Source organism: Streptomyces sp. MB09-01, from assembly GCF_033794505.1.
Lineage (GTDB): Bacteria > Actinomycetota > Actinomycetes > Streptomycetales > Streptomycetaceae > Streptomyces.
Map to the genome: position 1 here is coordinate 31,265 of NZ_JARAYQ010000036.1, position 11,784 is coordinate 43,048.

The 11,784-nt window shown below is 72.5% G+C and carries 13 protein-coding genes; 7 read left to right on the forward strand and 6 right to left on the reverse strand.

Annotation, left to right across the window (positions count from 1 at the left end):
- Nucleotides 1-138 precede the first annotated feature (138 nt).
- From PV721_RS10985 to PV721_RS10995, 3 genes are all read right to left on the reverse strand, one after another.
- Nucleotides 139-732, reverse strand: coding sequence for a GNAT family N-acetyltransferase (locus PV721_RS10985; protein WP_319722807.1), 594 nt, complete (start codon nt 730-732; stop codon nt 139-141).
- 128 nt (nt 733-860) lie between these two features.
- Nucleotides 861-1,913 carry a family 2 encapsulin nanocompartment cargo protein polyprenyl transferase gene (locus PV721_RS10990; protein WP_416371072.1) on the reverse strand — a complete coding sequence of 351 codons (1,053 nt, stop codon included), beginning with the start codon at nt 1,911-1,913 and terminating at the stop codon, nt 861-863.
- Nucleotides 1,910-3,316 (reverse strand): family 2B encapsulin nanocompartment shell protein, encoded by a 1,407-nt coding sequence (locus tag PV721_RS10995; protein ID WP_319722809.1) that lies wholly within the window; start codon nt 3,314-3,316, stop codon nt 1,910-1,912. The genes PV721_RS10990 and PV721_RS10995 overlap by 4 nt, the downstream gene beginning before the upstream one ends.
- A gap of 235 nt (nt 3,317-3,551) precedes the next feature.
- Here PV721_RS10995 and PV721_RS11000 point away from each other — a divergent pair, with 235 nt between their 5' ends.
- The 3 genes from PV721_RS11000 to PV721_RS11010 all read left to right on the forward strand — a co-directional run bounded on the left by PV721_RS11000 (nt 3,552) and on the right by PV721_RS11010 (nt 6,088).
- Nucleotides 3,552-4,007: an RrF2 family transcriptional regulator gene (locus tag PV721_RS11000; RefSeq protein ID WP_319722811.1), complete on the forward strand. Its 456-nt coding sequence runs from the start codon at nt 3,552-3,554 to the stop codon at nt 4,005-4,007.
- A gap of 166 nt (nt 4,008-4,173) precedes the next feature.
- Nucleotides 4,174-5,370: a globin domain-containing protein gene (locus PV721_RS11005; RefSeq protein ID WP_319722813.1), complete on the forward strand. Its 1,197-nt coding sequence runs from the start codon at nt 4,174-4,176 to the stop codon at nt 5,368-5,370.
- A gap of 127 nt (nt 5,371-5,497) precedes the next feature.
- Nucleotides 5,498-6,088, forward strand: coding sequence for an N-acetylmuramoyl-L-alanine amidase (locus PV721_RS11010; protein ID WP_319722815.1), 591 nt, complete (start codon nt 5,498-5,500; stop codon nt 6,086-6,088).
- A gap of 65 nt (nt 6,089-6,153) precedes the next feature.
- Here the strand turns inward: PV721_RS11010 and PV721_RS11015 are convergent, their stop codons facing one another.
- The gene (locus tag PV721_RS11015; RefSeq protein WP_319722817.1) at nt 6,154-6,351 is read right to left on the reverse strand and encodes a superinfection immunity protein; all 198 of its coding nucleotides are present in this window, start codon (nt 6,349-6,351) and stop codon (nt 6,154-6,156) included.
- A 141-nt stretch (nt 6,352-6,492) separates the two neighbouring features.
- On the opposite strand from PV721_RS11015, the gene PV721_RS11020 reads away from it, so the two are divergent.
- On the forward strand, nt 6,493-7,401 hold the full coding sequence (locus PV721_RS11020; protein ID WP_319722819.1) for a 1-aminocyclopropane-1-carboxylate deaminase/D-cysteine desulfhydrase: 909 nt from the start codon (nt 6,493-6,495) through the stop codon (nt 7,399-7,401).
- Between the two features lie 256 nt (nt 7,402-7,657).
- Here PV721_RS11020 and PV721_RS11025 read toward each other — a convergent pair whose 3' ends face one another.
- On the reverse strand, nt 7,658-9,238 hold the full coding sequence (locus PV721_RS11025; RefSeq protein ID WP_319722821.1) for a Na+/H+ antiporter: 1,581 nt from the start codon (nt 9,236-9,238) through the stop codon (nt 7,658-7,660).
- 54 nt (nt 9,239-9,292) lie between these two features.
- Here PV721_RS11025 and PV721_RS11030 point away from each other — a divergent pair, with 54 nt between their 5' ends.
- The 3 genes from PV721_RS11030 to PV721_RS11040 all read left to right on the forward strand — a co-directional run bounded on the left by PV721_RS11030 (nt 9,293) and on the right by PV721_RS11040 (nt 11,179).
- Nucleotides 9,293-9,553, forward strand: coding sequence for a UBP-type zinc finger domain-containing protein (locus tag PV721_RS11030; protein ID WP_319722823.1), 261 nt, complete (start codon nt 9,293-9,295; stop codon nt 9,551-9,553).
- A gap of 202 nt (nt 9,554-9,755) precedes the next feature.
- Nucleotides 9,756-10,169 carry an anti-sigma regulatory factor gene (locus PV721_RS11035; protein WP_030012703.1) on the forward strand — a complete coding sequence of 138 codons (414 nt, stop codon included), beginning with the start codon at nt 9,756-9,758 and terminating at the stop codon, nt 10,167-10,169.
- A gap of 11 nt (nt 10,170-10,180) precedes the next feature.
- Entirely contained in the window at nt 10,181-11,179 is a 999-nt protein-coding gene (locus PV721_RS11040) for an RNA polymerase sigma factor SigF (RefSeq protein ID WP_416371073.1), read from the forward strand.
- A gap of 21 nt (nt 11,180-11,200) precedes the next feature.
- On the opposite strand, the gene PV721_RS11045 is transcribed toward PV721_RS11040, so the two are convergent.
- Complete coding sequence (locus PV721_RS11045; protein WP_319722826.1) at nt 11,201-11,650, reverse strand: hypothetical protein; 450 nt, start codon at nt 11,648-11,650, stop codon at nt 11,201-11,203.
- Nucleotides 11,651-11,784: the final 134 nt, after the last annotated feature.

The window sequence follows — 11,784 nt, forward strand, 5'->3', positions numbered from 1 at the left end:
TCTCTTCCGTTCGACCGTGCCCCCGCCCCGGAGACACGTCAAGGAAAGTACTTCATCTGAAGTGGTTATGCAAGCCTCCACGCGCCTCGGGTGCGATCCGGCGCGCTTCCGGGACGATCCCCGCGCGCCCCGGCCCGCCTACCCGCGCGGCTTGCGCCACATCGGCCACATCAGGGGCCCGTCCGGCAGCCGCACCGCCTCCCCCGTGAACTCCCACCCGAGCCGCTCGTACAGCCCCTTGCTGCGCTCGCTGCTCGCCTCCAGGTACGCCGGCACGCCCTCGCGGTCGCAGCGCTCCAGCACCGGCCGCATCAGCTCGCCGCCCAGCCCCTGCCCCTGCCGGCCCGGGGCCACCGCGATCATCAGCAGGTACTCGTGCTCCTCCGCCGTCGGGTGCACCGCGCCCGTCAGCCGGCCGACCAGCTCGCACCGCTCGTTGTCCGGGTCGGCCACCGCGCGCATCCGCGCAGGAACCTCGTCCTCCCCCTCGGGCTCGCCGGCCGGGATCCGCAGCCACAGCGCGGCCGCCGAGCCGTCCACCGCGTAGTCGATCCGGCCCTCGGCCAGCGCCACGTCCACGAAGACGCCGAGGAACTTCCCGTGCACCGCGGCCCGGTGCTCCGGGTCCGGGAAGACCCAGCTGCTCACCGGGTCCGTGCGGAAGGCCTCGTCGAGCAGCCGTGCCACCGCGTCCCGGTCCGACTGATCCGCCTGACGTATCTCCAGCGCCACTGGTCACACCCTTCGCTCACGCGTCAACAACCTTGAGCGATCCTAGAGTTGACGCCGAGCCGCGGTAAGGCCCGTTCCGGCATCGTGCCGGAACAGGCCTCGGTCGTGTCCTGCCGATCGCTCCGGGCTCACCGCGTGCGGCGCGTCACGAACTCCGCGAGTGCCAGCAGCCCGCCCGCCGCCGCGAGGTCCGGTACGGCGCGGGACAGCTGCTGGACCGCCCGCCCCATCCGGTCCGCGGCGTGGGCCTGCGCCCAGTCGCGCCCGCCGGCCCGGTCCACCGCGTCCGCCGCGTCGCGCACGTCGTCCCCGGTCATGGGGCCCGCGTACAGGGCGGCCAGCTCCTCCCCCGCCGCGGTGCCCGAGGTCAGGGCGGCCACGACCGGGAGGGACTTCTTGCGGGCGATCAGATCGGCCCCGGCGGGCTTGCCGGTGTGCCCCGGATCCCCCCAGATGCCGATCAGGTCGTCGATCAGCTGGAAGGCCAGCCCGGCCTCCCGGCCGAAGGCGTCCATGGCATCGACCTCGTCCGGCCCGGCCCCTGCGTAGAGCGCGCCGAGCGCGCACGCGCAGCCCAGCAGCGCTCCGGTCTTGGCCGTGGCCATGGCCAGGCACTCGTCGAGCGAGACGTCCGGACGCTGCTCGAAGGCACAGTCCGCCTGCTGGCCGGCACACAGCTCGATGACGCACGCGGCGAGCCGGGACGAGGCCGCCGCCGAGGCCGGATGCGGATCCTCCGCGAGCTGCCGCAGCGCGAGCGCCATCATGGCGTCGCCCGTGATGATCGCGTCCGGAATGCCGAAGACGGTCCAGGCGGTGGCGCGGCCGCGCCGCCGGACGTCGTTGTCGATGACGTCGTCGTGCAGCAGCGTGAAGTTGTGCGCCAGCTCCACGGCCACCGCCGCCCGCACTGCTTCGTCGCCCTTGCCCCTCCCCGGCCCGGCAAGGGCCTGGGCCGCCGCCAGGACCAGGGCCGGCCGGATGGCCTTGCCGGCGTTGCCCTCGGTCGGGGATCCGTCCTCGCACTCCCAGCCGAAGTGGTACATCGCCACGCGGCGCATCCCCCCGGGCAGGCTCTCGACCGTCCGGCGCAGCTCCGGGTTGACCGTTTCCCTCGTCCGTTCCAGGAGTGCGGCGGCCTCCTGGCCCTCACCGGTCGCCGTGGCGTTCACCGTACTCAGCGCCAGCGGCCGATCTCGACGTTCTCCAGCACGCCGAGCGCGTCCGGCACCAGCACAGCGGCGGAGAAGTAGGCGGTGACCAGGTACGAGATGATCGCCTGCTCGCTGATCCCCATGAAGCGGACCGACAGGCTCGGCTCGATCTCGTCCGGGATGCCCGGCTGGTGCAGGCCGATCACGCCCTGCTCGTCCTCGCCGGTGCGCATGCACAGGATGGACGTGGTGCGGGCGTCGCTGATCGGGATCTTGTTGCTCGGGAAGATCGGCACCCCGCGCCAGGACGGCACCCGGTTGCCGTTGACCTCCACCGACTCCGGGTAGAGCCCCCGCTTGTTGCACTCGCGGCCGAAGGCGGCGATCGCCTTGGGGTGGGCCAGGAAGAGCTTGGAGCCGCGCCGCATGCTGAGCAGCTGGTCCATGTCGTCGGGGCTGGGCGCGCCGTCGTGGGGCTGGATGCGCTGGTCGTAGTCGGCGTTGTGGAGCAGGCCGAAGTCGCGGTTGTTGAGCATCTCGTGCTCCTGGCGCTCGCGCAGCGCCTCGACCGTGAGCCGCAACTGCTGCTCGGTCTGGTTCATCGGGTGGTTGTAGAGGTCCGCGACGCGGCTGTGCACCCGCAGGACCGTTTGTGCAATGGAGAGCTCGTACTCGCGCGGGCGCGCCTCGTAGTCCACGAAGGTGCCGGGGAGGACGGCCTCGCCCTGGTGGCCGGCGGAGAGGTCGATCGCGGCCTCGCCGTACTTGTTGGTGCGCTGGGCGGGCAGCGTCCGTACGTTCTCCAGGTGCTCGCGCAGCGAGTCGACCCGGTCGGCGAGCAGCTGGAAGTCCTGGCGGGTGAGGACCAGTGCTGTGCCGGCGGTGGCGGCGCGGGCGGTGTACTCCCAAATCGATTCTTCATCGACGAGGGAGTCCTCGCCGAAGTACGCGCCGTCGGCCACGGTCTGCAGGACCGCGTCGTCGCCGTAGGGGCCCGGGCCGATATGGTCGATGCGGCCGTGTGCGAGCAGGAACACCTCGTCGGCGGGGCTGCCGAAGGCGGTCAGCTCCTGGCCGGCCTCGAAGTCGATCTGGCGGCACCGCTGGGCCAGTTCGCCGAGGACGTCGAGGTCCTCGTAGTCGCGCAGCAGCGGGAGTTCACCGAGCTCGGCGGGAATCACCTGGACCTGGGTACCGGTCTTGATGAACTCGACGACGCCGTTGCCGACCGAGTAGCTCAGCCGGCGGTTGACGCGGTACGTGCCGCCCTGGACCGACACCCACGGCAGCATCTTCAGGAGCCACCGCGAGGTGATCTCCTGCATCTGCGGCGCGGACTTGGTCGTGGTTGCCAAGTTCCGCGCGGCCGTGGTCCCGAGACTGCGCTGTGGCGCCTGGGCCTCGGATTCGGAACCTGCCTGGACCGACATGTATTTCCCTTTCGATCACTCCATGGATCTGCGGGATCAGCCTTTCAGCACAGAACGCGATGGGACCATTACACAAAAGGGTGGGACTACTCCGTCCGAGCGCGGGGCACCCTTTCGGGTCTCCCCCCTCTCCCAGGCGTCCCGCGAGCCCCACGCACCCCACCCATTTCGGCCACAGCCAGCCCGCACGCACGCTTAACTTGCACTTGCGATGCAAGTTTTCTACGGTGCGCCCATGCGGTTGACCCGATTCACCGACCTGGCGCTGCGCGTCCTGATGCGCCTGGCGGTCGAGGAGAGCGAACTCCCGACCACCCGTGACGTGGCGGCGACCATGGAGGTCCCCTACACGCACACGGCCAAAGTGGTCGCCAGGCTGCAGCATCTCGGGCTGGTCGAGGCGCGGCGCGGCCGCGGCGGCGGACTCGCCCTGACCTCCGCCGGGCGGGCCGCCTCGGTGGGCGGGGTGGTGCGCGAGCTGGAGGGCGCGGGCGACGTCGTGGACTGCGACGGCACCACTCCCTGCCCGCTGCGCGGGGCCTGCCTGCTGCGCGGGGCGCTGCGCAGGGCCCAGGAGGCCTTCTTCGCCGCACTGGACCCGCTGACGGTGAACGACCTGGTGGCGGCCCCGACCGGACCGCTCCTGCTGGGCATTTCCGGCCGGGCGCCGACGGGGGCCGACGGACCCTGACCACCCCGGCCGGATGGCCGGTTCCCGCCGCACGGGCGACCCGACGGGCCGGCCCCGCCGAACCTCCGAACAGAAGTCCGCACGAACTCACGCCCCCACCGGCAGCACATTTCCGCGACCATAAATACGCATCTCACATACCAATTCACTCAGGCGAGGAGCCACGATGCTTTCCGAGAAGTCGACCGCGACCGTACGCGCCACCCTGCCCGCCGTCGGGGCGGCGATCGGCGAGATCACGGAGCTCTTCTACACGAAGCTCTTCGCCGCCCACCCCGCGCTGATCCGGGACCTCTTCAACCGCGGCAACCAGAACGCCGGCCTCCAGAAGCAGGCCCTCGCCGGGTCCATCGCCGCCTTCGCCGTCCACCTCGTGGAGCACCCGGACACCCGCCCCGACGCGATGCTCGGCCGCATCGCCCACAAGCACGCCAGCCTGGGCGTCACCCGCGAGCAGTACGAGGTCGTCCACGAGCACCTCTTCGCGGCCATCGCCGAGATCCTCGGCGAGGCCGTCACCGCCGAGGTCGCCCGGGCCTGGGACGAGGTCTACTGGCTGATGGCCGGCGCCCTCGTCGCCGTCGAGGAGCGCCTCTACGCGGAGCAGCAGGTCACCGCCGGGGACGTGTGGCGCGAGTGGACCGTCACCGGCCGGGTGGAGGAGACGGCCGACTGCACCACCTTCCGGCTGGCCCCCGCTGACGGCGCCCCCGCACCCGGGTTCAAGGCTGGGCAGTACGTGTCCGTCCAGGTCGAACTCCCGGACGGCGCCCGCCAGATCCGCCAGTACAGCCTGTCGAGCGCGCCCGGCTCCCCCACCCGCGCGATCACCGTCAAGCGGGTCCACGGCCCGGCCGCCGCGGGCCCCGACGGCGAGGTCTCCAACCACCTGCACGCCCGCGTCCGCACCGGCGACACCCTGCGGGTCTCGGCCCCGTACGGCGACCTGGTCCTGCGGGACTCGGCGGCCCCTGTCCTGCTCGCCTCGGCCGGGATCGGCTGCACCCCGATGCTCTCGGTGCTGGAGCACCTGGCCGACACCGGGCACGCCGCTCCGGTGACGGTGCTGCACGCCGACCGCTCCCCCGCCGACCACCCGCTGCGGGACGACCACCGGGCCCTGACGCACAAACTGGCCGACGCCTCGGCCCGGTTCTGGTACGAGGAGGAGGCGGAGCCGGGCGACGGCGAGGGCCGCATGGACCTCTCGGCCCTCCCGATCGCCCCCGGCACCCACGCCTACCTGTGCGGGCCGCTGCCGTTCATGCGGTCCGTGCGCGAGCAGCTGATCGCCAGGGGCGTGCCGGCGGCCGACATCCACTACGAGGTGTTCGGACCCGACCTGTGGCTCGCTTCCGCGTGAGCCGTGTCCGAATCGGCTCGCTCGCCGTACGAAAGCACTAGCGCGGAAGGGTCGCCTCCACTAAACCGTAGCGTGATGGGACGGCCACGCAGGGTGCCCGTCCCGCACCGCAACGAAGGAGGCGGCCATGGCCGCACCCATGTCCGCGGACCGGTTCATCGACGCACTGCGGCGCGAGGGTCTGACCGTCGTCGAGGTCGGCGCCTGGCGCACCCACAACCGCAACCACAAGGGGCCCTGGGGCCCGGTGCACGGGGTGATGATCCACCACACCGTCACCCGGGGCACCCCGTACACCGTCCAGCTCTGCCGGGAGGGCCACAGCGCCCTGCCGGGCCCGCTCTGCCACGGCGTGATCGCCAAGGACGGCCGGGTCCACCTGGTCGGCTACGGCCGCGCCAACCACGCCGGCCTCGGCGACTCCGACGTCCTGGCGGCGGTGATCGCGGAGAAGCGGCTCCCGCCGGACAACCAGGCCGACACCGACGGCAACCGCCACTTCTACGGCTTCGAGTGCGAGAACCTCGGCGACGGCGAGGACCCCTGGCCGGCGGTCCAGCTGGAAGCCGTCACCCGCGCGGCGGCGGCCCTCTGCCGGGTACACGGGTGGACCGCCCGCTCGGTGATCGGCCACCGCGAATGGCAGCCGGGCAAGGTCGACCCCCGGGGCTTCACGATGGAATCCCTGCGCCGGCGCATCGGCGAGCGCCTGAAGTAGCCGGCCCCGGGCGCGGCTCCCGGCCGTCGTCCCCGGCGCCGTGCCGGGGCGACGGCGGAGCGTGGCTACCTGCTGCGCGCGGCCATGGCGAGGGCGACCACCCACCCCACCACGGACCAGCCGAGGAACAGGTTGACCACCAGGACGGAGCCCTTGTTGGGCACCCCCCGGCCGAACGCGACAGCAGTCGGAATGAAATAGGCCAGGACGATGACCAACAGCCCCACCACGCCGAACGGAATCGCATCACTGCTGCTGCCCATGAATCCCCCACCGTCAGCACGGATATGACGACCCATCATCACCGATCGCCCACGGCACGTGAAGAACCTCTCGGCGCCGGAGCGCGCCCGGCCGTGCCGTGACACGCGGCGGCGCGGGGAGGGGCGCCCCACAATGGACGGGTGAACCGGCCCGCGAACCTCGACGTGCTCCTGCAGCCGCGCCCGCCGTCCCCGCTCGTCGGGGCGGCGGACGAGCGGTTCGCGGCGCACGGCGTGCAGCTTCTCCTGAAGCGGGACGACCTCGTCCATCCGGAGCTGCCCGGCAACAAGTGGCGCAAGCTCGCGCCGAACCTCCGGGCCGCGGTGGAGGCGGGGCACGACACGCTGGTCACCTTCGGCGGGGCGTACTCGAACCACCTGCGGGCCACCGCGGCCGCCGGGCGGCTGCTGGGCCTGCGGACCGTCGGCGTCGTGCGCGGCGACGAGCTCGCCGGCCGGCCCCTGAACGACTCCCTCGCCCGCTGCGCGGCGGACGGCATGCGGCTGCACTTCGTGTCCCGGTCGCGCTACCGCGCCAAGGCCGACCCGCAGGCGCTGGCGCTGCTGCTGGACGAGGCGGGCGCGAGCGGGGCGTACGTCGTCCCGGAGGGCGGCAGCAACGCCCTCGCCCTGGCGGGCTGCGCGGAGCTGGGTCACGAGCTGCGGGGCGCGGCCGACGTGGTGGCCGTGGCCTGCGGCACCGGCGGGACCCTGGCGGGCCTGGCCGCGGGCCTCGCCCCCGGCCAGCGGGCGCTGGGCGTCCCGGTCCTGGCGGGCGGCTTCCTGTCGGAGGAGATACGTTCCCTCCAGACCGAGGCCTACGGCCGCCCGGTCGGCGACTGGTCCCTGGCCGAGGACTTCCACCACGGCGGCTACGCCCGCGTCCCGGCCGCCCTGGAGGCCTTCGCGGCCGACTTCGAGGCCCGGCACGGCCTCCCGGTCGAGCGGATCTACGTGGCCAAGCTCCTGTGGGCCCTCACCGCCCTCACCGCCTCCGGCACCTTCCCGCACGGCACCACCCTGGCCGCGGTGATCACCGGCCGCCCTTAGCCGCTGCGCACCGCCGGCGCCCCATGCCGCTCCGGGCGGAGCCCGGCCCGCGGAGAAGGGGCGCAGCCGGCCTCGCACGGGACCGGGCGGGCCGTCTGCAGAGGCCGCCCCGCACGGGACCGGGCGGACCCTCTCCCCGAGGGCCGGCCCCACACGGGACCGGGCGGCCGCCGCCGCAGGGGGTGCGGGGCTCAGCGGGCCCGCACCCCGCCGGGCAACCCGGCACGGGAGCCGCACGGGGCCGGCGGGGGACGCGTCAGGTCGCCTCGCGGTACGCCGCCGCCTCCTCCAGGTCCAGCCTGCGCAGCAGGGCCCGCAGCATCTCGTCGTCGATCCGCCGGCGGTCCCGCAGCGCGACGAAGACCTCCCGCTCCGCCTCGATCATCTCCCGCGCGAGCCTGCGGTAGACGTCGTCCGCCGACTCCCCCGTGAGCGGGTTGACCTCGCCCAGCCGTTCCCACACCGCGTTGCGCCGCCGCTCCAGCACCGTCCGCAGCCGATCCGCCAGCGGCGGCGGCAGGGTGCTGTTCTCCGGTTCCTCCAGCAGCTCCGCCAGCCGCTCCTCCGCCGCCCGCGAGGCCTCGCTCTGGGCCTGCGCCTCCGCCAGCGTCTCGGCCTGCACGTCCTTGGGCGGCAGCTTCAGCAGCCTGATGAGGGGCGGCAGCGTCAGCCCCTGCACCACCAGGGTCCCGATGACGGTCGTGAAGGTCAGGAAGAGGATCAGGTTCCGGTGCGGCACCGAGATCGGCACGGAGAAGGCGATGGCGAGCGAGACCACTCCGCGCATCCCGGCCCACCCCACGATCACCGGGGCCTTCCAGTCGGTGTCCGGCTCCCTCGACCGGATCCGCGGGGAGATCCAGCGCGGCACGAAGGTCGCCGGGAACACCCACAGGAACCGGGACACCACCACCGCGAGGAACACGGCGATCGCGTACCAGGCCGCGTGCAGTCCCTCGTACTCCCCCAGTCCCTTCAGGACCACCGGCAGCTGGAGCCCGATCAGCGCGAAGACCACCGACTCCAGCACGAAGGCGACCACCTTCCACACCGCCTCCTCCTGGAGGCGGGTGGCGAAGTCGACCTGCCAGTTCCGGTGTCCGAGGTACAGCGCGACCACGACCACGGCCAGCACTCCGGAGGCGTGCACCCGCTCGGCCGCCGCGTACGCCACGAAGGGGATCAGCAGCGAGAGGGTGTTCTGGAGCAGCGGCTCCTTGAGCCGCGTGCGCAGGTGGTGGATCGGCACCATCAGCAGCAGGCCCACGCCGATCCCGCCCACCGAGGCCAGCAGGAACTCCGCGATCCCGCCCGCCCAGCCTGCGCCCACCCCGACCGCGGCGGCCAGCGCCACCTTGTAGGCGGTGATCGCGGTGGCGTCGTTCACCAGGGACTCGCCCTGCAGGATCGTCGTGATCCGGTTCGGCAGCCGGAGCTTGCGGGCGATCGCGGTCGCGGCGACCGCGTCGGGCGGCGCGATCACCGCGCCCAGGACCAGGGCCACCGGCATGGACAGCCCCGGCACCAGCAGGTACGCGGCGTACCCGACGGCGAGCGTCGCGAAGAGCACGTAACCCACCGAGAGCATCGCGATCGGCCGGATGTTGGCACGCAGGTCCAGGTACGAGCTGTCGACGGCGGCCGTGTGCAGCAGGGGCGGCAGCAGCAGCGGCAGCACGATGTGCGGGTCGAGGGCGTACGAGGGCACGCCCGGGAGGTACGCGGCCAGCAGGCCGGCGGCGACGAGCAGCAACGGCGCGGGCACGGGCGTACGGCGGGCCAGCCCCGCGACGGCCGCGCTGCCCGCGACGAGCGCCACCAGCGGCAATACCTCCATCGAAGATCCACCTCATCCGTCGCGTGCCCGCAGCGCGGCTCTACGCTGGTCATCATGAGCGAGTGCATCCATGTTGCCGAACTGCCGCGCCCCGAGCCGGTCCCCTCTGCACAGACCTGTCCCGAATGTCTGGCGCTCGGCAGCCATCCCGTGCAACTGCGGATGTGTCTCGGGTGCGGACACGTGGCCTGCTGCGACTCCTCCCCCTTCCGGCACGCCACCGCGCACCATCAGGAGACCGGTCACCCGGTGATGCGGAGCTTCGAACCGGGCGAGACCTGGCGATGGTGTTTTGTCGACGGTTCGATCGTCTGAGGCGGGGTAGGTCAACCCTCCGCCGGTTCCCCTGATTTGGGCCCCGCAGACCCCTAGCCACTGTGCGTACCCATGGGCTTACCATCAGTCACTGGCCGTAGGCGGGTGTCCAAGCGGGCGCCAAGAGGGGTGCCGCGACACGATCGCCCGGATCGCGATAGCGTCACCGGCGAACAGAGCTCGTACCACCTTGGAGGTGAGGGTGTCCCAGATCGCAGGCGAGCCCGGGACTCAGGACTTCGTGGAAGTCCGGCTGCCCGCTGCGGGTGCCTACCTGTCGGTGTTGCGCACGGCCACGGCCGGTCTCGCAGCACGTTTGGACTTCACCCTCGACGAGATCGAGGACCTCCGCATCGCGGTGGACGAGGCCTGCGCGATCCTGCTCCAGCAGGCCGTGCCGGGCTCCGTCCTCAGCTGCGTGTTCCGGCTGATCGACGATTCGCTGGAGGTGACCGTCTCGGCGCCGACCACCGACGGGCGCGCACCGGAGCGTGACACGTTCGCGTGGACGGTCCTGTCGGCGCTGGCCGGCAAGGTCGAGGCCACGGTCGAGGAGAACCGGACGGTGAGCATCAGCCTCTACAAACAGCGCGGCGCGGGACCAGGCCCGGCGTGAGCGGCGGGGAGATCCCGGTGCGGGGCGGGGATCGGCCCCCGGTACGGCACGAGGTCGACGGTGGCATCCCGGAGCAGCAGCACGCCCGGCCGCACCCGGCTGACGCGGATGCGGAAGACGGCTTTTTGGACTCGGCGGAGCGACGGGCGGGCCCTATGAGCGAGAACCAGCACGACCAACCACAGCCACCGGAGGCCACGGCCCCCGTGGCGCCGGCGGCGCCGGTGTTCCCGGTGACCCCGGCGCTGCCGGATCCGCGCGACCGCAGCGGCGCACGGGCCCTCTTCATCGAGCTGCGGGCGCTGCCCGACGGGTCGGCGGAGAAGGCGGAGCTGCGCAACCGGCTCGTACGGATGCACCTGCCGCTGGTCGAACACCTGGCCAGGCGCTTCCGCAACCGCGGCGAGCCGCTGGACGACCTGACCCAGGTCGCCACGATCGGCCTCATCAAATCGGTGGACCGGTTCGACCCCGACCGCGGAGTCGAGTTCTCCACGTACGCCACGCCCACGGTGGTCGGCGAGATCAAGCGTCACTTCCGTGACAAGGGGTGGGCCGTTCGGGTGCCCCGGCGCCTGCAGGAGCTGCGGCTCTCGCTGACGACGGCCACGGCCGAGCTCTCCCAGCAGCACGGCCGCTCCCCCACGGTGCACGAACTGGCCGAACGGCTGGGGATCTCCGAGGAGGAGGTGCTGGAGGGGCTGGAATCGGCCAATGCCTACAGCACGCTCTCACTGGACGTCCCGGACACCGACGACGAGTCGCCGGCGGTCGCGGACACCCTGGGCGCGGAGGACGAGGCCCTGGAGGGCGTCGAATACCGCGAGTCGCTCAAGCCGCTGCTGGAGGGGCTGCCGCCGAGGGAGAAGCGGATCCTGCTGCTCCGGTTCTTCGGCAACATGACCCAGTCCCAGATCGCCCAGGAGGTCGGCATCTCCCAGATGCACGTCTCCCGGCTGCTGGCCCGCACCCTGGCCCAGCTCCGCGAGAAGCTGCTGGTGGAGGAGTAGGACCAGACGCCGGACGTCCGGTTATCGGGCCTGCCCGTCGGGCCCGATACCGAGCGCCTCGGTCGCCGTCGGGTTCACCAGGAGCGCCACGACGGCCACCGCGGCCACGGCCAGCGCCACCGCGGCGGCGATCATCGCACCGCCGGTGCTGTACAGGGTCCAGGCCACCGGCAGCGCCAACAGCTGCGTGATCAGCGCCGGGCCGCGACTCCAGCGTCGGCCCAGGCGCAGCCCGCGGGCCGCGATCAGGGGCAGCGCGGCGAGGGCGAGCAGGGTGAGCCCGCCCGTCTCGGCCTGCTGCGGGGAGTCGGGGTCGCCGGCGATGCCCACGAAGAGCATGTAGACACCGAGGCCGGCCAGTGCCAGGCCTTCCAGCGCGGTGAGCGCGGCGGCGGCGGTCAGCCGGCCGGGCAGCCCGGCGGGCGGTGCGGCGGTGGGGGCGGGGGCCTGCGCAGGCTGCTTCTTACTCACTCCAGCAGGGTAGCGGCGGGCCCCGGGCCCCGGAGGGGGCCCGCCGCTACCCTGCTGGAGTGAGTAAGAAGCAACCTGCGCACTGTCGCTTATACACATCTCCCAGCCAACAAAAAAGGCAGAAAAATCGTAGC